We start from the raw sequence: 23845 nt of genomic DNA on the forward strand, positions 1-23845 counted from the left end.
GGCGATGCCGAGCCTCAGCCAGAACACCGACAGCCTCGATAGATTGTAGAGGCCGTTGGGGCTTGCGAAGGGAAGGCCATTGTCGCTTCTAATCGCTTCCGGCAGGCCACGTTCCTTGAAGAGCCGGACGAAAGCCTCGATGACGGGAACCTCCTTTGTCGCTTCAAGGGCTTCGCAGGCCAGCAGATAGCGTGAAGCCTGGTCGGTGACGGTCAGGGGGTAACAGTAGCGGCCGTTGCCGAGCTTGAACTCGCCCTTGAAATCGGCGCACCAGAGATCGTTGGGCTGCATCGCCTGTGACAGTTGCGTGCCCGCGGCCTTGTTCGCCCGGTTCCTCTTGCGGGCCTGGCTCACAAGGCCGTGGCGGTCGAGCACGGCATGAACCGTGCTCTTGGCCGGAATGCGCACGTCGCCGGCCAGTTTCCTGATCAGCAACTCCCTGATCTTCCTGGCGCCCCAGTGCGGCTTCTCTTGCCTGTTTTCCACAATCATCCGCTCGATCTGGACCGGCAGTTGGTTGGCATAGCGCACCGGCCGCCGAGAGCGGTCCGTCAGGGCCTCAAGGCCCTCATCCTTGTAGCGATTGAAGATCTTGTAGCCCGTCTTGCGCGAGATGCCGAACTCCCGGCACACATCGCTCATGCCTTCCCCGTCCAGAAGACGGGCCACGAAGCGTAGACGTTCCTCCATCACCGAACACTCTCTCCACGGCATCAACACCTCCGGCCAAAAGCCAAAAGTGTTACCCATGTGTCCGGTACAAAACCTCACCTATGTCTCGGGTCGCTCACCCTAGCGCATTGAAAACTCAAAAGGTATAAGGTTTCAGGACCTTAGACAAAGCCGCCTTGTACACACAGGGATCCCACTTGGGCGGTTCATCATGGCGGCTTTGAGCTACATGCAACGGCGGTCTTCAGGCATCTACGAGTTTCGCAAGCGGCTCCCTTCAGAGCTTGCCGCAAAGCCCGTGCCCTCTCATCTCCGCCCCAGACTGGCCGAACTGGTCAACCCCACCACCGGCCTCTTCAAGCGGGAGCTTACGGTTTCCCTCAAGACGGTAGACTACAAGCTGGCCAAGCGGCTCGACCTGAGGGAGGCGGTGCGGGTCACTGACCTCCTAGCCTTGGCCTTGCGCCTCATGAATGGCGGGGCGCTGGACGAAGGGGCAGGCCATCACGGCATCCCTTCAGCCGAACAGATTGAGGCGGACAACTATGTTCCTCGTTCGGCGTTGTTGCCAGCAGAGAAAGCAAATGTGGTATGCATGCTCAATCGCGAGGAACTACTGGCTGGAGCCGCCTCCGATCACCGAGCCACTCGAATTGGCGGGCGGTGTCTATATCGAGCCCATCCTCGGCTGGGTGAAGAACGCCGACGCCGATTTGTGAAGATGCCACTTGTGCAGCAAGTATGTGCTGGTTTCCGAAAAGCCCCGCCAGTATGCTACGCCGGAGAAGTCGTTGCTTTGGGGGACAGGAAATGGCGAAAAGACCTGCGGACGAGGCGGAGGAGACCCAAAGTGAACCCGCAGAGGAAGGCGACAATGGGCTTGTCAGCTACACCGCAGTGCTGCTTTCGCAAGGATCACACAGGTTCTACACCCTGGCTATGCCAAGCCAAATGTTAGCGGAAACTTGCGTGGTCGATCCGCGCGACGAGAACCCGCTGAGTGGTTTCCAGCGCGTTCTGGACAGACGCCGTGCTCAGGACATTGCGGAGTACATCGACAAGGGGCTAGGAACCATACCGGGCTCAATCGTCTTATCAGCGCAGCCAGAAGCTGAATTGGAATATGTGCGGAAAGCGCGAACAATCCGCTTCAAGAAAACGCCGCGCTCCTTTCTGATAATCGACGGGCAACATCGAGTTTTTGGCTTCAAAATGGCCAAAGAGACGCTTCGCGTCCCCGTAGTTATCTACAACAAACTTACCCGCGCTGAAGAAGCTCGGCTCTTTATGGACATCAACACAAAACAGCGTCCCGTACCTCCCGAGTTGATACTTGACATTAAGCGGCTGGCGGAGACAGAAAATGACATTGAGGCGCTACTTACAGACGTGTTCGACGCCTTCAATACAGATGGAAATAGTCCGCTGTTTGCCCTCCTCAGTCCCTCAGAAAAGTCGGCCGGGAAGATATCCCGTGTAACTTTTAATCAGGCGTTGAAGCCAATTTGGTCGACTTTCTCCGACAGTGACGCCCAATCTGTTTATGTTGTTTTGAGCGCCTATCTTCACGCCTGCCTAGCTGGTTTACGGGGTCACGGGGCGGCGGACAGGATTACCAATCCAACGCTGATAAAAGCCCTCATGCTAACTTTTCCTAACGTAGCGCAGCGGGTCGCGGATAGATTTGAGGGAGAATATACTATCGCGAACTTCGAGAAAGTCCTTGCGCCGCTGTTCAGAAACACGAAGAAGGCTGACTTTCAGAAACCGGGAGCCAGCCACAAGGCACTTCATGAAACATTCCGCAAGGCACTCAGTTCGGGCTTCTCGCTGGGAAAAGCCGTTCTCTAATGTCGCTGGCGGCGGACGCGCTTCAACCCTTTTTTGTTCCGGGCCTCATCAATGTAGAAGGGCGGCCTGACCCGACCCCGCTTGCGGACCTTGTTGGCAAGCAACGAAAAATTGGATTTGATCTCGATTTTGACAATGCGGCTCAGGCGGTTTTGGCCGACTTTCGAGATACGAAGCCCGTCCTGAACAGCTACGCCTACGATTGCTCGCGATTGGCGGCTTCGGCCTTTCAATCAATGCGCTCGCTGCCAGATTTGATAGCGTCAAGCGAAGAGGTCGCGTGGGGTCTAATCCGCTCCTATTACGCCTCATTCTACGCCGGGCATTCGCTGATGCGCATCTTTGGCACGAGTTGCTCGCACTTTGACAGAAACCACGTTGCGTTCATCATAAACCTAGGCCTCGCTTACGGCAAAAGACCAACCTTCCAATTTAACTCAGGGCTATACCAGTGCGCGGCCTTCAACGCCTCGACGGCGATCAACATGAAAGCCATTCAACTCAATAACGGCGGAACTCACGAGACTTTCTGGAAGGCGTTTTCTGAGCTTATGAAAGATTTAGCTGCCCGCGTCCTTCATGGTCCGCTAAGCCAGATCGAAGCCCAATCGGTATATGTAAAACTCGACAGCTTTCAGAAGTCGATTACGTCGGGCGGGTTGACATCTGGAAGCTGGCTCAGCGCTGTCAGAAATGAAGTCCAATACCGTAACGGCTACGGCGCTTGGTTGCCTGTCGACATCAAGAAACATCATCGCGAAACTCTGTCGCGTCTAGGCGCACAATGGAAGCGCGATCCTATGGAAATCGATGTAGGCACGGGGGCCGGAGGGCAGATCGGTGAGTTCGTCGTCGCCTGCGCATTCGTGGTAGCGTTGTGTCGAACGCTTCTGACGAGGATGAGAGACCGATCTCCAAAGCCTGCTCGGTCTTTCGCGTCCCTAGGACCTTTGTCCGTTCTAAGGCTCAGTGAACAACTGGCCGCGTAGTGAAACGCTCATTAGTTTCCTTTTGGGGCCCCAGATGGATGGCCGGGGGGGGGGGAAAATCACGGGCGATCCCTCTTGTCACGGGACCTCTCAAAGGTGTGCCTCAAATTTTCATCGACGGCGGCTCGCCGGCCGATGGGATATGACGAATTCTGCCATGCCTTCCCCACTGGCTGTGACCGTGGTACACAACGCCTAGTTGGCTGGTCAAAAAATCCTGTTGGTTCAATCACTTTGTGGGGTTTCGGGCGTTACGGTTTATACCGGAGACATGGGTGACGCTTTGGCCCGAAAGGGCTTTGGAGTGGTTCGAGGCTGCGCGCCCATCGCTCCGATATCAAACCCACCCAGCCGCCTCAAAAAACCCAGGCACCTCATCCAGCCCGTGCGCCACCGCGTCCGGCTCATAGTCCGCCGGCGGCCTTCGTCCCGTCCCGCGGTCGACCCACACCGCGCGGAAGTGCAGGTCGCGGGCTGCGGTCAGGTCGAGGTGCGGGCTGGCGCAGATGTGGACCAGCTCGTCCCTGGTCACGCCAAGGCTGCGCCAGGCGTGTTCGAAGATCTGCCGCGATGGTTTGTAGGCCTGCGCCTGTTGCGCCGTGATGACCTGGTCGATGGCGCCGCCAAGCTGCGCGACGTTGCCGGCGATGATGGCGTCGTCGGTGTTGGAGACGATCGCCAGCTTGAAGCCGGCTTGCTTCAGCTTTTGCAGCGTCGCGACGACCTCCGGGAAGGGCGGCATGCGGCCGATCGAGGATGTCAGCAGTTCGGCGTCGCCGGCTTCCGCCTCCAGCGAAAAATCCCGCATCGCCAGATGCAGCGCCTTGGCCGTCACCTCGGCGAAGGAGAGGTGCGGCTTGGTATGCTCGAGCTGGTGTTCGTGCCGGTCGTAGACCGGGATGAATGTCCCGGCCTCGATCCTGCGGCCCTTGCGCGACAGGATCGTCTCCATCGCGGCCATCAGCCCTTCATCCCACTGGATCAGCGTTCCGTAGCAGTCGAAAGTAAGCCAGGTCGGGCGGTCCGCTAAGTGCCATTCGGGAATCTCCTGTGAAAGACGTCGGAAGCGCGAGGGAGATTAGACCACTACCCGCTTTTATCCAGATGCAGGGGTCTCCGGGTCGGGCGGCCGGCTCTCGGCCGCAGCGATGATCTTTGCTGTGTCTAGGCATCCGAGGCACCGAAGGCCGCCGTTGCGCCGGAAGCATGCCGATCACGCCTATACACCAACCACACCTACGCACTTGCCGTCAGGGTGGAGAGCTGGTCGGTGTCGTAGCGGTTCCGCAGTTCGGCGAGCGCCTTCGGATCCGGGGAGCCCTTTGCGGCGAGCCTGGCAAGCTCTTCGAAATAGTGCTCATGCCCGGGCGGCGAGACGGTCATCAGCACGCGGGCCGGTCTTTCGCCGACATTGGTGATGTTGTGCTGCACGCCAGGCGGAATGAACAGGAAGGTGCCAGGCGTCGCCCGGATCACCTGCGCGCCGACGTGCCAGACGCATTCGCCGTCAAGCACATAGAAGGTTTCTTCCTGCACGCGATGGACATGCAGGCCGGTGGCGAAGCCGGCCGGTATGGTCCAGTCGAACATGCTCGTGTGTCTGGTATCCCCACCGGTGACGAGAAACACCATCGGCTGGCCACGCAGCATGACCCCCTTGGTCTCGTCGGGCATCCGGATGACAGCGGCGGCGCTCATTTGATCCTCCATCGGTTCGCTGCTTTTCCCGCAGCCACCGGCACAGGATGCCTCTACCCGGCCGGCCAGTCGTGAAGCCGTTGCGAAATCATTGCGAAAAGATTGCAAACGGTATCTCCTTCGGGAATGGCAACGAGCCTCGCCTTTGGTCCCTTTCGCATCGACGGCGAAGCCGGGATCCTGTTCCACGGCGACCAGCCGACGCCGCTCGGCCAACGGGCCGTCGCGCTGCTGGCGCTGCTTGTCGAACGCACGGGCAAGCCGGTTCCCAAACAGGCGCTGATCGACGCCGCATGGCCGGGGCAAGCGATCGAGGACAGCAATCTGACGGTGCAGATCGCGGCGGCCAGGCGCATGCTGGAGAGCACGGCCGGCGGCGGAAGCTGGATCGAGACGCTGCCGCGGCACGGCTACCGCTATGTCGGGCCCGAGGTCGCGATCGGTGGTCTGGGCCCCGAGGCGGCAACGCTCACCTGGCCCGGCAAGCCTTCGATCGCGGTTCTGCCGTTCTCGAACCTCAGCGGTGATCCGGAGCAGGACTATTTCGCCGACGGCATCGTCGACGACATCATCACCGGCCTGGCGCGCATCAACTGGCTGTTCGTCATCGCCCGCAACTCCTCCTTCACCTATAAGGGGCGCGCCGTGGACGTGAAGCAGGTCGGCCGCGAACTCGGCGTCCATTATGTGCTCGAAGGCAGCGTGCGCAGGGCCGGCGGCAGCGTGCGCGTGACCGGCCAGATGACCGACACCTCGACCGGCGCCCACATATGGGCCGAGCGCTTCGACCGCGCCTCCGCCGATATCTTCGCGCTGCAGGATGAGATCGCGCTCGCGGCCGTCGGCGCGATCGCGCCGAGCCTGCGGCGCGTCGAGATCGAGAGGGTGAGGCGCAAGCGCCCCGACAGTCTCGATGCCTACGATCTCGTGCTGCGGGCCCAGCCGGACGTGGATTCCGGCATGCCCGAACGGGTGACGCAGGCGCTTGTGCTGCTCGAACGCGCCATCGAACTCGAGCCGACCTATGCGCTTGCCCATGGCAACGCCGCCATGTGCCACCATTGCCTGTTCCTTCGCGCCGGCTTGCAGGAAGCCGATCGCGAGGCTTCGGTACGCCACGCCCGCCTGGCCATCCTGCACGGGCAGGACGACGCCTCGGCGCTTACCCTTGCCGGGTTTTCGATCGGCATGGATGGACATGACCGCAAGGCCGCCTTCACCGCCCTGGAAGCCGCGCTCGCCGTCAGCCCGTCATCCGCCCTGACCTACATTCTGGGCAGCGTCATTCTCGGCTGGAGCGGCGAAGCGGAGCAGGCCATCGCGTGGAGCGAGCGCGGGATGCGGCTCAGCCCCTTCGACCCATGGGCTTTCGCCGCCTTCGACGCACAGGCGATGAGTCATCTGCTGCGCGGCCGCTATGACGAGGCCTGCCGCGCCGCATACAGGTCCGTTCAGGCCAATCCCGCCCACAGCATCACCTATGTGCAACTGGCCGCCGCTTTGGCCAAGCTCGGCCGGCTGGACGAGGCGGCGGCGGCGGCCGCGCGGGTGCGTGAGCTGCATCCGACGTTTCGCTACGGCCGGCAGTTCGCGGCCGTGCACTGCGCCCCGGCGCTGGCGCAATGCCTCGGCGAGGCGCTGCAGGCCGCCGGTCTGCCGCAATAGTGCCGGTGCGTCTTCATGGAGACCGGCCTGGGCGGAAGATGGCGGATGGGAGGTTCTTCGGCGCCCCCTACCGCACCACGCCCCTGCAGGCCCAGGCAACATTCGCGAACGACCGCGGCCCATCCGGCCGGCCGGCCTCGTAGGCATCGCGGACGGCGGCCTCGCTGCGCGTCCGCTCGGCTGGATCGAGCGTCATCATGTATTTGCCGAGCGGACCTTCGCCGGCCGCTATCGGCGCCCAATAGTCGTCGAAGTCCCGGTAGTCCATGCGGATCATCAGCTCGGTTTCGGTCACATCGGCCAGGTCCTGCTCGACAAAAGTCCGCTTCATTTCGCCCGGCTGCATCATCGGCTGGAAGCAATAGCGGCTGCGCATCTGGCGTCCGCCTTCGCTGAGCGCGGCCACCGTGTCGATCATCATGCGCATGCCGGGCATGCCGCCGAGATGGTCCCACACCACGGCCGCGACCACGCCGCCCGGCCGCACCACGCGGCGCATCTCGCCCACCGCCTTGCCGGCCTCCGGCACGAAGTGGAGCACGAGCAGCGCCAGCGCGCGGTCGAAATTGTCGTCGGCGAACGGCAAGGCGGTGGCGTCGGCTTGCTGGATTTCGATGCGCGGGTCGGTGTTGCGCCGCTTCGCCGCCTCGACGAAGACGGGCGAAAAGTCGATTGCCGCGATCGCCGCGAGGTCGGCGGATTTGGCCAGCTCGAATGTCAGGCTGCCGGTGCCGCAGCCGACGTCGAGGATCTTTTCGCCGCGGGCAAGCCCGGCGAAGTCGATGAATTTGGGCGCGAGCTTGCGGCTCCAGCGGCCCATGAGCTGCTCATATCCGCTGGCGTCATGAACGGTGAAACTTGAGGTCATCTCGCTCTCCCTGCGCTGAAGAGGCGAGGCTAGGGCAATTCCGGGAAAAGCGTGAGGCGGTTTTCCGTCCGCGATCCCGCAACCTGCCTTCGACGAATGGCTAGTGCATGGGCGTGGGCTCCGCGCGGTTTAGCCCTCACTGGCGGGTCAACATCGCCCGGCTCCGCCTTTCGGTGGGTGCCTGGGCGAGCGAGGCCGCTTCGACCGCGCCGGTTCCCGGCCCGCCAGATCCGCGCCTCGCCAGCCCGTTCGGCATCCTGGCGCAACGGGCTGGCCGAACGCCCCGGCTTCAGGGCCGCACGGCGGTCACTTCGATTTCGACCAGGAAGCCGGGGCCGGCGAGGCCCGCGACCTGCACCACCGAACGCGTCGGCAGGTTCGGCTGGTCCTTTGTGCCGAAAAACTTCGTATAGCCTTTCATGAAACCGGCAAAATCCATCTTGCCGCCCTTGGCGGGATCGCCGACCAGGAAGACCTGCATCTTGACGACGTCGCCCATCTTCAGGCCGAGATCGGCCAGCGTCTTGTCGATCGACTTCAGCACCGAGCCGGTCTGGGCCTCGGTGTCGCCATAGGCGGCGACCGTCGCCTTGTCCGCCTTCTCGTCGATGACCGACGGCACGGCGCCGCTGAGATAGACCGTGGTCTTGCCGGCCGGCACCTCGACGGCGCGCAGGATCGGAAAATCCGAATTCGGAATCTTGTGGCGAACGACGTCGTCGGCCACGGCCGCGCCGGCCGCCAGCATTCCCGCCGCCAGCACGGCGGCCCCAATCCATGATTTCCCGATCGATGGTTTCATGACCCGTTTCCTTCTGTTCGAGAGGGCGGCGAGCGCCGGAATGCCCGCCGCGCGGTGTGCGTTGCCGCATGTGCGGGCGACATCCGCCAATCAGCGGACATCCTTCACGTCCTGCGCCGTCACGGCATCCTTGTAGTCGTTGCCGAAATGCGTCCTGACATAGTTGACCACGGCCGCGACCTGGTCGTCGCTCATCATCTGCCCCACCGGCGGCATGCCGTTTTGCCCGTGCAGGACGAGGCTTACCGGATAGCCGCCGGTCTCCAGGTTCTTGTTCTTGGCCAGCGCCGGATAGTGGCCGGCGCCGACCGCGCCTTGCCCCTTGTCCAGGTGGCAGGCGGCGCAGACATTGGCATAGAGCGCCGCGCCGTCCTTTTCGGTGAAATTATCGCCCTGGCTGAACGTGACGCCGGCCGAATCGGCGAACGCGCCGGGGGCCGTGAACGCCATGGCGACGGCCATGGCGGCGATGAGACCGCAGGGTCTTTTGAAGGAGCTGCTCATGATGGGATGCCTCGCGGGATACGGGGTGAACGAAGGAATCGGCATGGCCTCATCCCTGCATGACGCGCTGGTGCAGGCGGGTGATGGCGTTGAGCGAGGACAGGATCGCGCCCTCCTGCCAGGCGGGAATGTAGGAGGCATGCTCGCCGGCCAGCACGATGCGGCCGTCGATCTGGCACAGATTGTCGTAATGCTCCTTGCGTGCCTCCTCGGTCCAGTCGCCCGCGCAGCCAAGCGTGAAGGGCGAGCGGTGCCATGCCCAGGAAACGCCGGTCTCGAATTCCTGCTTGTATTGCGGGTGGAGCTGCGCGCCGTATTCCACCGCCTTCTGCACGCGCTCCTGCGGGGTCATGGCGGTGAATTCGTAGGAGTTCGGTCCGTTCCATGTGTAGCAGCCGAGCAGCACGCCCTTGCCGCCGGCGTTGAAGCCGGTGCTGGGGTAGGAGATCTGCGAAATGGGCAAGTTGGTGTAGCTGACGCCGCCGAAGATCGATTCGTCCTCCTCCCAGAAACGGCGCTTCATCTGCAGGCCGACCTTGACCGAGGACGCATAGGGCACCGCCCCGATCGCCGCCTGCATGGCGCCGCCGACCTGGATTTCGATCTGGCTGAGGATGGTGAGCGGAATGGTGCACACGCACCAGTCGGCGCTGGCTTCCTGGGCGGTTCCGGGGTTTTTCGCGTCCTCATAGGTCACCGTCACGCCCTTGTCGTTCTGGGCGATCTTGGTGACCTTGGCATTGTAGGTGATGAGGTCGCCGACCTGCTTGGCGAAGGCTTCGCCGATCCTGCCCATGCCGCCGACCGGCTGGAACATGGTGGTCTGGAATTCGTAGAGCGAGAAGTTGGCGAGGCTGCCCCACAGGCGCGAATTCAGCACGTCGGACGCGCCGATGATCTGACCCGCCACCGGCTCGGCGCCGATGCCGCCGCCCGGCTCCTTCTCGTAGCCGCGGAATTCGGCGGTCGCGAGGCTGGATTTGTAGCTGTAGTCCTTGTCCAGCGCGCCCCAGGACTGCAGCGCCTCGAGCAGCACCTCCTGGTCCTCCTTGGAGACGAGCCCTTCCAACTGGCCCTTCTTGGCCACCTTGGCCAGCAACTCCGACGTGTGGCCCTTGAAGTCGGTCTCGATCTCGCGCACGCGCTTGGGCTTGCCGCCGAAGGCCTCGGTCGAGTGCAGCAGGGCGTTGTGATTGGTCTGCTGGAACGGCTCCAGCGTCACCCCGAGCCTCCGGCAGTAGGCCAACAGCCCGTTGTGATGGTAAGGGATGCGCCAGGGGCCGGGATTGAGGTAGAGCCCCTCGTCGAACTCGCATTTCTGCGTGTAGCCGCCAAGTTCGGTAACGGTGTCGCCGCCGCGTATCGTCCAGTTGCGGCCGCCGGCGCGGGCATTGTATTCGAGGATCTTCACCTTGTAGCCGGCCTGGCGCAGTTCCAGGGCCGCCAGCATGCCGGCCAGGCCGGCGCCCAGGACGAGCACCGAAGCGCCCTTCGGGTCGCCTTCGAGCTTGATCGGTCCCTTGTAATCGGACTCTGCCGCCAGCCCCATGCTGGTCATGGCCTGGTACATTGCGGCGCTGCCCGCCGTAATGCCGATCATTTTGAGAAGGTCGCGCCGGCGCATGCCGGCAAGGGATTGTTCGAGCTGCATGTTCGTCTCCTCGATCAGCGGCACGCCGCGATCCGCCGCCTGTTGCCCCCGCAAGCTCGAGGCGAGCCCCGGTGGACGACGCAAGGCTATGCCTGCAACCCAATCTGTTCAACCAACACGCCGCGCTTGGAACAAATGTCCTCGAATCTTGGCGCAATAGGGCTCTCGCGGCGTCGCTGGCCGGCATTTTTCACGCCTTCGCGGCCTCGGGGCCGGCGGCCAGACCACTTGCTGTGCCAATTGAAAGGGCACGCCTGGCTGGCCCGACAGCGGAAAAGTCCGACGGGAAAGTCCGTGGCCTGCCGCCGCTCGCGGCGCCGGTTTTCATCGCCCGAATGCTTGCCTTGTCGGCCGGTCGGTCAGCCTGCCACGGCCCGTACGCTCTCCCTCTCCACCAGCGGACATTCCAGCTTGGTGATGGGATAGCGCCCCCGTCCCACCGTCGCCGGCGCTTCGAGCTGTTCGATCGCCCATTGGCCCATCGCCATATGCGGCAGGATCGAGGTGGTCAGCGGCGGGAACAGATGCCGGGCGATTTCCTCGTCGTCGTAGCCGACCACGGAGATGTCCTGCGGGATGTGCAGGCCGGCTTCCTTCAGCGCTTCGTAGCAGCCGATCGCGGTGCGGTCGTTCTGGCAGAAGATGGCGGTCGGGCGGTCCTTCAGCGCCAGGAGCTTGACGGTCGCGGCATAGCCGGCACTTGCCGACCAGTCGCCCTCGACCACCAGTTCGGGATCGAAGGGGATGTCGGCGGTGGCAAGCGCGCGGCGGTAGCCCTTCAGGCGGTCCTGTGCCGCCTGCATCCAGGGCTCGCCGGTGATGGTGGCGATGCGGCGGTGGCCATGGCTGATCAGGTGCCGGGTGGAGTTCTGGCCGCCGGCGATCTCGGAGGGCACCACGGCGGGGAAGGCGTAATCCGACGTGTAGCAGTTGAGCAGGATCACCGGGATGTCGAGGCTGTAGAGGAAGTCGGGCGCCGTGATCTCGCGGGTGAAGATGGTCATGTAGATCAGCGCCGAAATGCCCCGCCTGGTCAGCGCCTCTATGGCGCGCGGCTCCATCACGGCGTCGCCCATGGTCTGCGCCACCAGAAGCACGTTGCCGGCGTTCCACGAGGCCTGGCGCGCGCCCTCGATGGCGACGACGGCTTCCGGGCTGGTGGCGAGCTGGTCGACGGCGAAGCCGATCACCCCGTCCAGCCCGTCGAAGGCGGTGGCCGGCGCCTTCAGCGCCGAAAAGGCCGGCGCACTGTAGCCCAGCGCGCGCGCCGCCTCGATCACCCGCTCGCGCGTCTGCCGCGACAGTTTTATGCCAGGCGAATTGTTGAGCACGAAGGAAACAGTCGCCTGCGAGCAGCCGGCGGCGCGCGCAATGTCGGTCATGGTGACCCGGCCCTTGGGCTTCACCGGCGCCTTGCGGCGCCTTGCCGTCGGGATATCGGTGGTCTCGCTCATGCTGTTCGTGTTCCCCGGCCTGTCCGGCCTGCCCGGCGACCATCAAGGCCGCGCCGGTTTATAGAAATATCGGCTGACTTATATCTATTAGCAGGCGACCGGTCTACTGGCTAAGGGGCTCGGGCAGCTTAAAATCACAGCATATGAGCCGATTATCCCTTTTGCGCCAAACCCTTGCGTTCTCGGCAAAGCCAACGGCGTCACCGCCGGCGCGTCCATCGAACGCAACTAATACCGTTTACTAATACGAAAATGCGCTGTAACGTCGGTCCGTCGCGTCCGTTTTCCCTGGGGCGCGGTGCATGCGAATGGCCCGATGGCAAGCGGATAGTACCCCGCGAAGCCTTGTCGCGGACATGTGATATGTCAGACAAATCGGACTATTTACGAACGGGGGATGAGTCTCTAAAGTCCGTCGCCGTGGCTGGAACGACGCCATCTTCAGTGCCGGGAACCCTTGAGGAGGAGGGCGTCCAAGCCGCGAACGGCAAATCAGACAAGTGCAGGATCGGCCGGTCCGACGACCGGCCAAAACGGGAGGTTGAACATGAAATCCTTGATACGCAATGCATCCGTGGCCACCGCGGCGCTGCTGCTTGGCCTGACGGCGGGCACGATCGCGCGCGCCGACGACAAGCCGACGCTGGCCTTCGTGGTCAACGGCGCTTCCGACTTCTGGAAGGCGGCCGAAGCCGGCGTCAAGAAGGCGCAGGGCGAACTGCCCGACTACAATCTCGAGCTGAAATATCCCGAGCAGTCCTCGGTCGCCATCCAGCAGCGGCTGATGGACGATCTGGTCACCGCCGGCGTCAAGGGCATCATGGTTTCGGCCGTCGATCCCAAGACCTCTACCGACGGGCTGAACAAGATCGCCTCGGAAACGGCGCTGTTCACCACCGACAGCGACGCTCCGCAGACCAAGCGCGTCGCCTATATCGGCTCGTCCAATGTCGATGCCGGCAAGCAGGCGGCCGAAATCGCCAAGAAGGCGATGCCGGACGGCGGCAAGTGCCTCGGCTTCGTCGGCCTGCTCGGCGCCGACAATGCCAAGGAGCGCATCCAGGGCATGAAGGATGGCCTCGCCGGCACCAAGATCGAGCTCGTCGACGTGCGCGGCGACGACATCGACCAGGCCCGCGCCAAGAAGAATGTCGAGGACGCGCTGGTCGCCAGCCCCGACGTCACCTGCATGGTCGGCTTCTACTCCTACAACACGCCGCGCATCTATGAAGCGCTGCGCGATGCCGGCAAGCTCGGCTCGATCACCGTCGTCGGCTTCGATGACGATCCGATCACCCTGGGCGGCGTCAAGGAAGGCACAATTGCCGCCACCGTCGTGCAGCAGCCCTTCGAGTGGGCCTATCAGGGCATGAAGCTGATGGCATCCTATCTCAAGGGCGACAAGTCGGGCATCCCGGCCGACGGCCTCATCATCATCCCGACCAAGATCATCGGCAAGGATGACGTCGACGCCTACGCCGCCAATCTGAAGGCGATGGCTGGAAACTAAGACCGAAGGCAGTTCAGCCGGCTCAACGTCGCTTGAGCCGGCTGCTCTCGCATTGACGAACCCTTCGAGGCCAGTCAGTCTGCCAAGAGGTCGGCCCGCCAACGCTGTCAGGCATGATGAATTATTCCGACACATCCATCGCCGCGACCACCCCGTTCCTCAGCCTCGAGAACGTGCGCAAGACCTATCCGGGCGTCGTCGCGCTCGATGGCTTCTCGATGGAGGTCAGGCCGGGCGAGGTCATCGGCCTCGTCGGCGAGAACGGCGCCGGCAAATCCACCTTGATGAAGATCCTCGGCGGCGTGACGCGGCCGGACAGCGGCACCGTCACCGTCGACGGCACCGCCCATGACGGCCTGAGCGTCGAGGGCAGCCTGGGCTCCGGCATCGCCTTCGTCCATCAGGAACTCAACCTGTTCGAGAATCTCGACGTCGCTGCCAACATCTTCTTCGGCCGCGAACCGCTTCGCGCCGGGCCGCTCAGGCTCGTCGACCGCGCCAGGCTGCGCGCCATGGTGGCGCCGCTCCTAAAGCGCGTCGGAGCCAATTTCTCCGCCGACACGCCTGTCGCCGAACTGTCGCTCGCGCAGCAGCAGATGGTCGAGATCGCCAAGGCGCTGTCGATCAAGGCAAGGCTGGTCATCCTCGACGAACCGACGTCGAGCCTGCCGATCGCCGAGACCGACAAATTGCTCGACGTCATCAGGGCGCTGAAGGCGGACGGCATCAGCGTCATCTTCATTTCGCATCGCCTGCACGAGGTCGAGCGCGTCGCCGACCGCGTCATCGTGCTGCGCGACGGCATGCTGGCCGGCACCTTGCCCAAGCGCGACATCAACCACGACCAGATGGTCAAGCTGATGATCGGCCGCATGCTGAAGGAGCGCGAGAAGGCTTCCGAGGCGGCCCGCGCCCCCGGCGCCGTCGCCCTGTCGGCCAAGGCCATCCGCACCCCGACCTATCCCGGCCGCCCGGTAGATCTCGACGTCAGGCGCGGTGAAATCCTCGGCCTTGCCGGCCTTGTCGGTTCCGGCCGAACCGAGCTGGCGCGGGTGTTCTTCGGCATCGAAAGCAGCCTCGGCGGCACGCTCGAGCTCGCCGGCAAGCCGCTCTCCCTGGGCTCGGCGGCCGATGCCGTCGCGCACGGCATCTTCCTAGTGCCGGAGGACCGCAAGCTGACCGGCATCCTGCTCGACCTTTCGATCGCCCAGAACATTTCGCTGCCCAACCTGCCGGCGCATGCCAAGCGCTCCTTGGTGTCGACCAGCGCCGAAACGGCAACCGCCGAGAAGCAGAAAAAAGATCTCGGCATCAAGGCGCCCTCGGTGCAGACGCGCACCGGCACGCTGTCGGGCGGCAACCAGCAGAAGGTCGTGCTGGCCAAATGGCTGGCGATGAACCCCAAGGTGATGATCCTCGATGAGCCGACGCGCGGCATCGACATCGGCGCCAAGGCGGAGATCTACGGGCTGATGCGTGCGCTGGCCGACGCCGGCGTCGCCGTGCTGATGATCTCCAGCGACATGGAGGAGGTGATCGGCGTGTCCGACCGCATCGCCGTCATGCATGAGGGCCAGATCTCGGGCATTCTGGACAAGGACCAGTTCAGCCAGGAAAACGTGCTGCTGCTGGCGGTAGGCAAGCAGCCGAAATAATTCTGCCGCCGCGCCGCGGAAGCGCTCGGGCCGGCATTGGGGAGAAGATGATGAGCAAGAAAGATCTCGGCCTGCTGATCCTGATCCTGGTGGTCGGCGCCATCGTCGCCATCATCAATCCGCGCTTCCTGCTGCCAATCAATCTCGCCAACACCTCGAACCTGATCGGACTGTTCGGCATCCTGTCGATCGGCCAGGCCTTCGTCATCATCACCGGCGGCATCGAATTGTCGGTCGGCTCGCTGGTGGCGCTGCTGGGAACGCTTTTCATCGACTTCATCGCCGTGCGCGGCATGGAATGGCCGCTGGCCTTCGTGCTCATCCTGGTGCTCGGTGCCATCATCGGCCTGGCGCATGGCTGGCTGATCACGCGGCTCAAATTGCAGCCCTTCGTGGTGACCTTGTGCGGCCTTTTGATCTATCGCGGCGTCGCCCGCTTCTACACCGCCGACGGCACCGCCGGCTTCGCCTTCGGCCAGAATTTCCCGGAGCTCGAATTCTTGACCGCCGGCCGCTCCTGGGGCGTGCCGAACTCCTTCTTCGCGCTGATGGTCATCGCCATCGTCATGTGGGTGGTGCTGCACCGCTCGGTGTTCGGCCGCTATCTCTACGCCATCGGCAAGAACGAGGAAGCGGCGAAATATTCCGGCATCCGCACCGGGCGTGTCGTCATGGCCGCCTACGTCATCTGCGGGGTACTGACGGCGCTGTCGGCGATCTATTTCGCCATGTACACGCGATCCATCTCGCCGGCCAGCCACGGCCAGTTCTACGAGCTTTACGCCATTGCCGCGGCCGTGCTCGGCGGCTTCTCGCTGCGCGGCGGCGAGGGCTCGCTGATCGGCGTCATCCTCGGCACCGTGCTGCTGCAGGAGCTGCAGAACCTCGTCAATCTGCTCGGCATCCCGTCCTCGCTCAACTTCGCGGTGATGGGCGGCGTCATCCTCATCGGCGTGCTGATCGACCAGCAGTGGGGCGTGTTCCGCGCGCGGCGGCGCATGGTCGACGCCAGCCGCAAGAGCATCGCCGGGGCAGCGGCGGAATAGTCAGGGGCAAAAAGCCGCCGTCCGCCGTGGCCGTCGAAAGATAACGCCGCTCTATCTCGCCCGCCCCGCAATTCCGCTCGATCTGTTGTCGGCCGTATCTGTGCGGCCCCAAGTGACTTGAGTGCAAAAGGGGGGCGGCATCGCGAAAACGGTCTTGCGAGCTTCCATCCGGATTGGAACGAAACCCTTATCTGGGCGTTGTTCAAAGCTTTTCTATTCGGAGGCATGGTCATGGCTGCGAATCCGCTAAGCACCGCCAAGGTGGGAGGTCATCCCATCCATCCGATGCTCATTCCCTTTCCTGTCGCGTTCCTTGTCGGCGCGTTTCTCACCGATCTGATGTTCTGGGGCACTGCCGACGTCTTTTGGGCACGCGCGTCGATGTGGCTGATTGGAGCAGCCATCGTCATGGCTCTCCTGGCGGCGATTGCCGGCTTTATCGATTTCCTGAGCGAGCCGCGCATCCGCGCTCTGACGGACGCCTGGTATCACATGGTCGGCAATTTGACCGCCGTCGTTCTGGCGCTGATCAATTTCTATCTTCGCTACAGCCAAGGCGCCGAAGCGGCAGTTCGCCCATGGGGAGTGCTGCTTTCATTGATCGTTGTCTGCATCCTGCTGTTTACCGGCTGGAAAGGCTGGGAAATGGTGTACCGTCATCACGTCGCGGTTCTGGACGCGCCGACACAACCTTCGGCAACGCCGTCGGCCAGCACGCGTCGTGCCGATCACGACCGGCACGCGGCATAAAAGGAAGGTGTTTCGATGTTCAGGTCAGGCGAGCGCCACCTGACCATCAACACCTTTAGTCGATCAGCCCCGACATGTCGGAGAACGCCATCGCCTTGCGCAGCACCTCGGCAAAGCGCTCGCCTGCCGCTTCGCGCGAACCGCTATTGTCGATCGAGGTGACGCCGGGTCCGGAGAGCGTCACAGGGGCGCTGCGCGCCAGGCGTGCCAGAACCTCCCCGCGCGACTCGCGGCCACGCATCGCCAGCCGCCCGGCCAGCACATCGGGCGAAGCGGTGATCTCGACGACGGCCAGATTGGCATAGCGCTCCCGCAAGGCAGGAATGATCGCGCGCGATACGTTGGCGACAGCGACATGGCCGTTGGCCACTGCCCAATCGACCTCGGCCGGCAGGCCGTAGCGCAGGCCGTGCGCTTCCCAGGAAACGGCGAAGGCGCCGTCGGCTTCGGCCTCGATGAAGGCGGCATCGGCCAGCGTGTCGTGATCCTCGCTTGCCGTGTCGCTCGGTCTGGTGATGACGCGGCGCACGAATTCCAGCCGCGTCTCGTCGGCGAAGAGCGCCTTGGCATGGCCGATGATCGTATCCTTGCCGGCGCCGCTCGGGCCCACCACGGCAACAAAGACGCCGTCGCGTATCGGAAACGCCTCGGCCGACAGTTCACGCTCGATCAACGCCGAGACCATCATGCGACCCGCCGCCCTTGCCGCCAGACCGTGCGCACCACCGGAACGTGGTCGTCGAGGCGCACGCGCACCAGGTCGGCCCGGCGGCCCTCTTCGATGACACCGCGATCGGAAAGACCGACGGCCTCGGCCGGGTTCTTGGACACCATTGCCACCGCCTGCGGCAGGGAAATGCTATCGACGACGTCGCCGAGAAAGAAGGCGGACTGGATCAGGCTGAAGGGGATGTAGTCGGACGACAATATGTCGAGCAGGCCGTCGCTGGCCAGCGTGCGCGCCGAGACATTGCCCGAATGCGAGGCGCCGCGCATGACATTGGGCGCGCCCATCAGCACGCCGAGCCCGGCATCCTTCGAAGCTCTGGCGGCCTCCTCGGTGGTCGGGAATTCGGCAACGCGCACGCCTTGCTCGATGGCTTCGTCGACATGGCCCGTCGTCGCATCGTCATGGCTCGCAAGCACGATGCCGCGCTCGTGGCAGGCGGCGGCGATGAAGACGCGGTTCGGGGCCGAATTCCGGGCCGATTCGCCCATCCGCTTCTCGCAGAATTTCTGGAAATCGTGATCGGTCAGCTTCAGCTTGCGCTGATAGTAGTAGGCGTAGGTTTCGAGGTTGACGAACTGGCGCTGGCCTGGCGCATGGTCCATCAGCGAGGCGAGCTTCACCCGTTCGTCCGTCTCGAAATTGGCGAAGGCCCTGAGGCAATCCGGCGCCGAGACCTCGCAGCGTAGATGGATGAAATGATCGGCCCGCAATCGATCCATCCGCACGCTGTCCTCGATCGCATCGGCGAGCTTGCGGATGTCGGCGGCGTTGAGATCGGCATCCTCGTCCATGCCGACACGCAAGGCGTCGAGCACGGTGGTGATGCCTGCCGTCGCCACCTGCGCGTCATGGGCGAGCACGGCGGCGATCGGGTTCCAACGCACCTTGGGCCGCGGCGCATAGTGGCCTTCCAGGTGATCGGTGTGCAGCTCGACCAGTCCCGGAATGATGAAGTCGCCAGCCATGTCCTCGCCGGCTCGCACGACGCCGGCGGATATGTCGGCGATCAGACCGTCACGCATCACGAGCGAACCGTCGATGATCTCGTCGGCAAGAACGATGCGGGCGTTGCTCAGAATGGTGTCGGCGGTCATCTTAGGCAGTCCTTGGTTTTTTCTCGCCTTTGCGGCTTGTTGCTTCAGGCGGTTTTTCTGGCCGGACGGCGCCCGAGCGCGTGCTGGGAAAGCACCATGAACGGGGCGCCGGGTTCGGGCTCGATGAACAACGTCAGCGCGTCCACCGGAACCGGCTGGCGCAGCACCTCGGTGAACAGGCCCTCGATTGCCAGGCGAAGACGAGGGCTTTCCTGTGGCCCGGCCCTGCCGGACAGCGTCATGTGAAAGCGGAAGCTCTCGAAGACGTAAGGATAGCCCCATTGGCAGAGATTGCGGAATTCGCCCGGCTTCAGCGAGTCCGGGCTGCGCCGCTCGATCTCGGCCTCCGTCAACGGCGCGCGAAAGCGGTCGAAATCGCGCACCACATCATCGGCGAAGCGATTGAGCGGAGGCAATGGCGCCTCCGGCACCAGTGCGAAGAAACCGTCGATCTGGCTGACGACGAGACGCGGGATCATCACAACGGGCGTCGCCTGGGCAAAGGCGTCGAGCGCTGCGCGCAACGAGGCTTCGGTTTCGTTGGCCGCTAACCGGAAAGGGGCTTTCAGCGTTGCGTGAAAACCATAGCGCCGTGCCGATGCGGTGTGGAAGGCGACTTCCGCCGCCGACAAATCGCCCACCGCCTCCACCGGTCGCGTCGCGGCGCCGAACGGGTCACGGCCCAGCCAGTTGGCGGCGATCCGCGCCAATTTTTCGTCCTGTTGGGGGGTGAAGTAGATGGCGTAGCGCATCGAAAATCCTCGTCAGCCCGTTGCCATAGGTGATTTCCATGACGGATTGACGAAGCTTTGAAGGGTTTTCGAAGGCAAATCGACCCCGCCGGTCCTTAGCCGACGATTTTTCTGATCTGGACCAACAGGTTCAGCCGTGAACGCGCAACGGTCAGGCCTTCATCAGCCATTCGTGCTCGGGCGCATTGTGGAATTTCCACGTCCGCTTCGGGCCGGCCATGACGTTGAGATAGTAGAGGTCGTAGCCATGGCAAGCCGCGCAGGGGTGATAGCCCTTGGGCACCAGCACGACGTCGCCGTCCTCGATCGCCATCGCCTCGTCCAGCGCGCGGGAGCCGTCCTTGTCGGCGTCGGTATAGACCCGCTGGAAAGCAAAGCCCTGCGGCGGGTTGAGGCGGTGATAATAGGTTTCCTCGAGATAGGATTCGTTAGGGAGATTGTCCTGGTCGTGCTTGTGCGGCGGATAGCTCGACGTATGGCCGCCGGGCGTGATGACCTCGACCACCAGCAGCGAATCGGCCGGCTTGCCCTCGGGCAGGATGTTGGTGACGTAGCGCGTATTGGTGCCCTTGCCGCGCACCTCCTGGCCGAGGTCGTCAGGCCCGATGACGCGAACCGGCAGGCCGCCGCTCAATCCCGGCGCCGAGCAGACCGCCAGTTCCAGTCCGCTATCAGCCGTCACCGACCAGTCCGATCCCTGCGGCACATAGACCGACCATGGTTTGCCTTCGAAGGGCGACATGCGCTGGCCGAGCAGGCCGAGATCCTTGCCGCCGGCCGCGACCGTGCCCTTGCCGGTGACGAACACCAGGCAGACTTCGCGATCGTCCGTTGTTCCCGAAGCCGTTTCGCCCGGTTTCAGCCGATGCAGGTCGAACCCGACATAGGTCCAGCCGGCGCTTTGCGGCGTGACGTGCGCGACACGGCCATGGCCCTTGTCGGCTTTGACCAGCAGCTTCGACATCCGGTTACTCCTTCGGTTCGACTTCGGCGGGCGCCTTGTTCTCGTCGGCCGGCTTGTAGAGATAAAAAAACTGCCAGACGCCATAGCCGGCGAAGCCCAGCGCGATCACGCCCCAGAACGGCGTGCCGCTCGCGAATTCGATGATCGACCAGATGACGCACACCGCGACGACGGCGACACGCCGCCACAATGGCCGGAAGAAGGGGTGCTCGGAATCTTTCATCGCGGCAACCTACAGCAAGCCCGGCCTGGCGAGAACCCGATCAGACATCGGGGAAGCCCTGCGTCTCGACCGTATAGCCGGCCGCCGTCATCACCCGCATCAACTCCTTGTGGCCCACCTGCGCCATCTTGAGCGGCGGGTTCTTCTTCGGGTCCTGTTCGGCCTCGACCACGAACCAGCCTTCATAGCCGTGGTCGGCGAAACGCTGCACGATGGCGCCGAAATCCAGCGAGCCGTCGCCCGGCACGGTGAAGGCGCCAAGCGCCACCGCGTCGAGGAAGGACTGCTTCGTGCGGTCGAGCTTCTCGATCACGCCCATGCGCACATCCTTCACATGCACATGGCTGATGCGCTTGTGGTGATTGTCGATGGCGCGCAGCACATCGCCGCCGGCAAAGGCCAGATGGCCCGCATCGAGCAGCAGCGGAATGCCCGCTCCGGAATGGCGCATGAAGGCGTCGAGCTCCGGCTCGGTCTCGACCACCGCCGCCATGTGATGATGATAGGAAAGCGGCATGCCTTGCTCGGCGCACCATTCGCCGAATTCGGTCAGGCGCCTGGCATAGGCCTTCATCTCGTCGCTCGAGAGTTTCGGCTTGGTGGCGAGCGGCTTCGAGCGGTCGCCCTGGATCGAACGGCCAACCTCGCCATAGACGATGCAAGGCGCGTTGACCGCCTTGAACAGGTCGATCATCGGCTGGATGCGATCCTTGTTCTTGCTCATCTCCTCGTCGACCAGCGTGCCCGAGAACCAGCCGCCGCACAGCGTGACGTCAGCCGCCTTCAGGATCGGCAGCATCACCTTGGGGTCCTTGGGAAAGCGCCGTCCCATCTCCATGCCGGTGAAGCCGGCCGAACGCGACTGGCGTAGGCACTCCTCCAACGACACGTCGTCGCTGAGTTCCGCAAGATCGTCGTTCCACCACGCGATGGGGGACATGCCCAGTTTGGCTTTCAAGTCGTCACTCCGGTTCTTGTTCACCCTCCCCCTTGTGGGGAGGGTCGCTGCGAAGCAGCGGGGTGGGGGTGCGGCGCCAGACCCTACCCGGACCTTCGGTCCGACCTCCCCACAAGGAGAGGTAGGGGGTGGGCAGCGCCGAGATCAATCGCCGACGCTCTGCATCCGCCGCTTCTCGTCATAGACCTTGCGCGCCGCGTTCACTTGGCTGCGCTCGGAGACTTCCGGCACCGCCACGTCCCACCAGTGGCCGCCGGCATCGGTGGAGACCAGCGGATCGGTGTCGATGACCAGCACCGTGGTGCGGTCGTTGCCTTTCGCCTGAGCCAGCGCCGTCTCCAGCCCTGCGATCGACGAGACCTTCTCGGCGATCGCCCCCATGCTCGCGGCGTGCGCGGCAAAGTCGACGTCGGGCAGCACCTCGTGGCGCGCGTCCTTCAGGAGATTGTTGAAGTTGGCGCCGCCGGTCGCCATCTGCAGCCGGTTGATGCAGCCAAAACCCCTGTTGTCGAGCAGCACGATGGTTAGCTTCAGGCCGAGCATCACCGAGGTGGCGATCTCGGAATTGAGCATCAGATAAGAGCCGTCGCCGATCATGACGACGACCTCTTCCCCGGGCTTGGCCATCTTGGTGCCGAGCCCGCCGGCAATCTCGTAACCCATGGTCGAGAAGCCGTATTCGGCATGATACGAGCCGGGCGCGCCGGCCTGCCAAAGCTTGTGCAATTCGCCCGGCAGCCCGCCGGCGGCGTTGAGCAGCGTCACGCCGGAGCCCATGGCGCGTTGCACGGCGCCGATCACCTGCGCGTCGGAAGGGTAGGCGGCATTGGTCGACGCCGTCACCTTGGCGGCTTCGGCCTGCCATTCCTTCTTGCCGGCTGCCGCATTGTCGGTCCAGGCGGATGGCGCCTTCCAACCCTTCAGCGCGGCACCGAGTTCGGCCAAGCCTTCGGCCGCGTCGGCGACCAGCGGCGATGCCCGATGCTTGCCGGCATCGAAAGGCTGCACATTCAAGCCGATGATGGTCTTGCCCGAATTCTTGAACAGCGCCCAGGAGCCGGTGGTGAAATCCTGCAGGCGCGTGCCGATGGCGAGCACGACATCGGCCTCTTCCGCCAGCCGGTTGGCGGCCGGCGTGCCGGTGACGCCGATCGCCGCCATGTTGAGCGGATGATCGTCCGGCAGCGAGGATTTGCCGCCCTGCGTTTCGCAGACCGGAATGCCGGCGCCTTCAACGAATTTCGCCAGTTCGTCCGAGGCCCGAGAATAGAGCACGCCGCCGCCGGCGATCACCAGCGGCTTGCTTGCGCTCTTCAGCGCTGCAACCGCAGCCGCCAATTCAGCCCGATCCGGGCGCGGCCGGCGCTGGCGCCAGACCCGTTCGGCAAAGAAGCTCTCGGGATAGTCATAGGCCTCGGCCTGCACGTCCTGGCAGAGCGACAAGGTCACCGGCCCGCATTCGGCCGGATCGGTCAGCACGGCCATGGCGCGGTTAAGCGCCGGGATGATCTGCTCCGGCCGCGTGATACGGTCGAAATAGCGCGACACCGGACGAAAACAGTCATTGACCGTCGCCGTGCCGTCGGAAAAATCCTCGGCCTGCTGCAGCACCGGGTCAGGAATGCGGTTGGCGAAGACGTCGCCCGGCAGAAACAGGACAGGCAACCTGTTTACATGCGCAAGTGCCGCCGCCGTCACCATGTTGAGCGCGCCGGGTCCGATCGAAGAGGTGGCGGCCATGAAGCGGCGACGGAAATTGGCCTTGCCATAGGCGATCGCCGCATGCGCCATCGCCTGTTCATTGTGGGCGCGGAAGGTCGGCAGTTCGTCGCGCACTTGGTAGAGCGCCTCGCCGATGCCGGCAACATTGCCGTGGCCGAAGATGGCCCAGACGCCGCCGAAGATCGGTACCCTTGCGCCGTCGATCTCGGTCTTCTGTTTGCTCAGGAAACGGGTCAGCGCCTGCGCCATCGTCAGGCGGATTGTCTTGCTCATTGGTTTCCTCCGCA

General features: G+C 63.7%; 23 protein-coding genes and 1 pseudogene. 9 read left to right on the plus strand and 15 right to left on the minus strand.

The annotated features are described in order from the left end of the window. Positions 1–714, minus strand: a 714-nt coding sequence (locus tag FJ986_RS27695) for a helix-turn-helix domain-containing protein (RefSeq protein ID WP_140676478.1), incomplete at its 3' end; no start/stop codon positions are given. A gap of 187 nt (positions 715–901) precedes the next feature. On the opposite strand from FJ986_RS27695, the pseudogene FJ986_RS31215 reads away from it, so the two are divergent. The 4 genes and pseudogenes from FJ986_RS31215 to FJ986_RS27705 all read left to right on the plus strand — a co-directional run. Beyond that, positions 902–1114, plus strand: a pseudogene (locus tag FJ986_RS31215) (DUF6538 domain-containing protein); the annotation flags it as partial. A gap of 142 nt (positions 1115–1256) precedes the next feature. Then, a complete protein-coding gene (locus FJ986_RS31125) occupies positions 1257–1391 on the plus strand; it encodes a hypothetical protein (RefSeq protein ID WP_281406983.1) in 135 nt (44 codons plus the stop codon). Positions 1392–1482: 91 nt separating this feature from the next. After that, the gene (locus tag FJ986_RS27700; protein WP_140676481.1) at positions 1483–2523 is read left to right on the plus strand and encodes a DGQHR domain-containing protein; all 1041 of its coding nucleotides are present in this window, start codon (positions 1483–1485) and stop codon (positions 2521–2523) included. Further along, positions 2523–3512 carry a hypothetical protein gene (locus FJ986_RS27705; RefSeq protein WP_140676484.1) on the plus strand — a complete coding sequence of 330 codons (990 nt, stop codon included), beginning with the start codon at positions 2523–2525 and terminating at the stop codon, positions 3510–3512. Before FJ986_RS27700 ends, FJ986_RS27705 begins: the two co-directional genes overlap by 1 nt. 337 nt (positions 3513–3849) lie before the next feature. Here FJ986_RS27705 and FJ986_RS27710 read toward each other — a convergent pair whose 3' ends face one another. Continuing rightward, positions 3850–4473 (minus strand): HAD family hydrolase, encoded by a 624-nt coding sequence (locus tag FJ986_RS27710; RefSeq protein ID WP_246681843.1) that lies wholly within the window; start codon positions 4471–4473, stop codon positions 3850–3852. Between the two features lie 275 nt (positions 4474–4748). After that, entirely contained in the window at positions 4749–5210 is a 462-nt protein-coding gene (locus FJ986_RS27715; protein ID WP_140676490.1) for a cupin domain-containing protein, read from the minus strand. Between the two features lie 126 nt (positions 5211–5336). Here FJ986_RS27715 and FJ986_RS27720 point away from each other — a divergent pair, with 126 nt between their 5' ends. Next, positions 5337–6875, plus strand: a complete 1539-nt coding sequence (locus tag FJ986_RS27720; RefSeq protein ID WP_140676493.1) for a winged helix-turn-helix domain-containing tetratricopeptide repeat protein — start codon at positions 5337–5339, stop codon at positions 6873–6875. 67 nt (positions 6876–6942) lie between these two features. Here FJ986_RS27720 and FJ986_RS27725 read toward each other — a convergent pair whose 3' ends face one another. The 5 genes from FJ986_RS27725 to FJ986_RS27745 all read right to left on the minus strand — a co-directional run bounded on the left by FJ986_RS27725 (position 6943) and on the right by FJ986_RS27745 (position 12154). After that, positions 6943–7743 carry a class I SAM-dependent methyltransferase gene (locus FJ986_RS27725; protein WP_140676496.1) on the minus strand — a complete coding sequence of 267 codons (801 nt, stop codon included), beginning with the start codon at positions 7741–7743 and terminating at the stop codon, positions 6943–6945. Positions 7744–8032: 289 nt separating this feature from the next. After that, positions 8033–8545: a RidA family protein gene (locus FJ986_RS27730; protein ID WP_140517715.1), complete on the minus strand. Its 513-nt coding sequence runs from the start codon at positions 8543–8545 to the stop codon at positions 8033–8035. Positions 8546–8635: 90 nt separating this feature from the next. Continuing rightward, positions 8636–9049 carry a cytochrome c gene (locus FJ986_RS27735; RefSeq protein ID WP_140561729.1) on the minus strand — a complete coding sequence of 138 codons (414 nt, stop codon included), beginning with the start codon at positions 9047–9049 and terminating at the stop codon, positions 8636–8638. A gap of 49 nt (positions 9050–9098) precedes the next feature. Further along, positions 9099–10700 (minus strand): flavin monoamine oxidase family protein, encoded by a 1602-nt coding sequence (locus FJ986_RS27740; RefSeq protein WP_224681940.1) that lies wholly within the window; start codon positions 10698–10700, stop codon positions 9099–9101. A gap of 359 nt (positions 10701–11059) precedes the next feature. Further along, positions 11060–12154 carry a LacI family DNA-binding transcriptional regulator gene (locus FJ986_RS27745; protein WP_181181930.1) on the minus strand — a complete coding sequence of 365 codons (1095 nt, stop codon included), beginning with the start codon at positions 12152–12154 and terminating at the stop codon, positions 11060–11062. A gap of 547 nt (positions 12155–12701) precedes the next feature. Here FJ986_RS27745 and FJ986_RS27750 point away from each other — a divergent pair. From FJ986_RS27750 to FJ986_RS27765, 4 genes are all read left to right on the plus strand, one after another. Further along, positions 12702–13664 carry a sugar-binding protein gene (locus FJ986_RS27750; RefSeq protein ID WP_140676498.1) on the plus strand — a complete coding sequence of 321 codons (963 nt, stop codon included), beginning with the start codon at positions 12702–12704 and terminating at the stop codon, positions 13662–13664. A gap of 116 nt (positions 13665–13780) precedes the next feature. Beyond that, positions 13781–15319 (plus strand): sugar ABC transporter ATP-binding protein, encoded by a 1539-nt coding sequence (locus FJ986_RS27755; RefSeq protein WP_140676583.1) that lies wholly within the window; start codon positions 13781–13783, stop codon positions 15317–15319. A gap of 50 nt (positions 15320–15369) precedes the next feature. Beyond that, positions 15370–16365, plus strand: coding sequence for an ABC transporter permease (locus tag FJ986_RS27760; RefSeq protein ID WP_140491276.1), 996 nt, complete (start codon positions 15370–15372; stop codon positions 16363–16365). 231 nt (positions 16366–16596) lie between these two features. Continuing rightward, positions 16597–17115: a DUF2231 domain-containing protein gene (locus FJ986_RS27765; RefSeq protein ID WP_140517718.1), complete on the plus strand. Its 519-nt coding sequence runs from the start codon at positions 16597–16599 to the stop codon at positions 17113–17115. 55 nt (positions 17116–17170) lie between these two features. On the opposite strand, the gene phnN is transcribed toward FJ986_RS27765, so the two are convergent. The 7 genes from phnN to iolD all read right to left on the minus strand — a co-directional run bounded on the left by phnN (position 17171) and on the right by iolD (position 23831). Then, positions 17171–17803, minus strand: coding sequence for a phosphonate metabolism protein/1,5-bisphosphokinase (PRPP-forming) PhnN (phnN, locus tag FJ986_RS27770; RefSeq protein WP_181167588.1), 633 nt, complete (start codon positions 17801–17803; stop codon positions 17171–17173). Further along, the gene (locus tag FJ986_RS27775) at positions 17800–18939 is read right to left on the minus strand and encodes an alpha-D-ribose 1-methylphosphonate 5-triphosphate diphosphatase (RefSeq protein ID WP_140676501.1); all 1140 of its coding nucleotides are present in this window, start codon (positions 18937–18939) and stop codon (positions 17800–17802) included. The genes phnN and FJ986_RS27775 overlap by 4 nt, the downstream gene beginning before the upstream one ends. A 44-nt stretch (positions 18940–18983) precedes the next feature. Next, the gene (locus FJ986_RS27780) at positions 18984–19691 is read right to left on the minus strand and encodes a DUF1045 domain-containing protein (RefSeq protein WP_140563563.1); all 708 of its coding nucleotides are present in this window, start codon (positions 19689–19691) and stop codon (positions 18984–18986) included. A gap of 151 nt (positions 19692–19842) precedes the next feature. Then, on the minus strand, positions 19843–20655 hold the full coding sequence (iolB, locus tag FJ986_RS27785; protein WP_140671616.1) for a 5-deoxy-glucuronate isomerase: 813 nt from the start codon (positions 20653–20655) through the stop codon (positions 19843–19845). Positions 20656–20659: 4 nt separating this feature from the next. Then, positions 20660–20878: a DUF3329 domain-containing protein gene (locus tag FJ986_RS27790; RefSeq protein ID WP_140491266.1), complete on the minus strand. Its 219-nt coding sequence runs from the start codon at positions 20876–20878 to the stop codon at positions 20660–20662. Between the two features lie 40 nt (positions 20879–20918). After that, positions 20919–21836 (minus strand): myo-inosose-2 dehydratase, encoded by a 918-nt coding sequence (iolE, locus tag FJ986_RS27795; RefSeq protein ID WP_140671618.1) that lies wholly within the window; start codon positions 21834–21836, stop codon positions 20919–20921. Positions 21837–21980: 144 nt separating this feature from the next. After that, a complete protein-coding gene (gene iolD, locus FJ986_RS27800) occupies positions 21981–23831 on the minus strand; it encodes a 3D-(3,5/4)-trihydroxycyclohexane-1,2-dione acylhydrolase (decyclizing) (protein ID WP_140671620.1) in 1851 nt (616 codons plus the stop codon). Positions 23832–23845: the final 14 nt, after the last annotated feature.

Source organism: Mesorhizobium sp. B1-1-1 (genome assembly GCF_006442955.1).
GTDB lineage: Bacteria > Pseudomonadota > Alphaproteobacteria > Rhizobiales > Rhizobiaceae > Mesorhizobium.

Coding starts and splice junctions, on each gene's coding strand:
- FJ986_RS27745 (WP_181181930.1), bottom strand. CDS start 12,154: ATGAGCGAGACCACCGATATCCCGACGGCAAGGCGCCGCAAGGCGCCG.
- FJ986_RS27735 (WP_140561729.1), bottom strand. CDS start 9,049: ATGAGCAGCTCCTTCAAAAGACCCTGCGGTCTCATCGCCGCCATGGCC.
- FJ986_RS27775 (WP_140676501.1), bottom strand. CDS start 18,939: ATGACCGCCGACACCATTCTGAGCAACGCCCGCATCGTTCTTGCCGAC.
- FJ986_RS27740 (WP_224681940.1), bottom strand. CDS start 10,700: ATGCAGCTCGAACAATCCCTTGCCGGCATGCGCCGGCGCGACCTTCTC.
- FJ986_RS27780 (WP_140563563.1), bottom strand. CDS start 19,691: ATGCGCTACGCCATCTACTTCACCCCCCAACAGGACGAAAAATTGGCG.
- FJ986_RS27730 (WP_140517715.1), bottom strand. CDS start 8,545: ATGAAACCATCGATCGGGAAATCATGGATTGGGGCCGCCGTGCTGGCG.
- FJ986_RS27755 (WP_140676583.1), top strand. CDS start 13,781: ATGAATTATTCCGACACATCCATCGCCGCGACCACCCCGTTCCTCAGC.
- FJ986_RS27720 (WP_140676493.1), top strand. CDS start 5,337: ATGGCAACGAGCCTCGCCTTTGGTCCCTTTCGCATCGACGGCGAAGCC.
- iolD (WP_140671620.1), bottom strand. CDS start 23,831: ATGAGCAAGACAATCCGCCTGACGATGGCGCAGGCGCTGACCCGTTTC.
- phnN (WP_181167588.1), bottom strand. CDS start 17,803: ATGATGGTCTCGGCGTTGATCGAGCGTGAACTGTCGGCCGAGGCGTTT.
- FJ986_RS27710 (WP_246681843.1), bottom strand. CDS start 4,473: ATGGCCGCGATGGAGACGATCCTGTCGCGCAAGGGCCGCAGGATCGAG.
- FJ986_RS27715 (WP_140676490.1), bottom strand. CDS start 5,210: ATGAGCGCCGCCGCTGTCATCCGGATGCCCGACGAGACCAAGGGGGTC.
- FJ986_RS27750 (WP_140676498.1), top strand. CDS start 12,702: ATGAAATCCTTGATACGCAATGCATCCGTGGCCACCGCGGCGCTGCTG.
- FJ986_RS27765 (WP_140517718.1), top strand. CDS start 16,597: ATGGCTGCGAATCCGCTAAGCACCGCCAAGGTGGGAGGTCATCCCATC.
- FJ986_RS27705 (WP_140676484.1), top strand. CDS start 2,523: ATGTCGCTGGCGGCGGACGCGCTTCAACCCTTTTTTGTTCCGGGCCTC.
- FJ986_RS27790 (WP_140491266.1), bottom strand. CDS start 20,878: ATGAAAGATTCCGAGCACCCCTTCTTCCGGCCATTGTGGCGGCGTGTC.
- FJ986_RS27725 (WP_140676496.1), bottom strand. CDS start 7,743: ATGACCTCAAGTTTCACCGTTCATGACGCCAGCGGATATGAGCAGCTC.
- FJ986_RS27700 (WP_140676481.1), top strand. CDS start 1,483: ATGGCGAAAAGACCTGCGGACGAGGCGGAGGAGACCCAAAGTGAACCC.
- FJ986_RS31125 (WP_281406983.1), top strand. CDS start 1,257: ATGTGGTATGCATGCTCAATCGCGAGGAACTACTGGCTGGAGCCGCCT.
- FJ986_RS27760 (WP_140491276.1), top strand. CDS start 15,370: ATGAGCAAGAAAGATCTCGGCCTGCTGATCCTGATCCTGGTGGTCGGC.
- iolB (WP_140671616.1), bottom strand. CDS start 20,655: ATGTCGAAGCTGCTGGTCAAAGCCGACAAGGGCCATGGCCGTGTCGCG.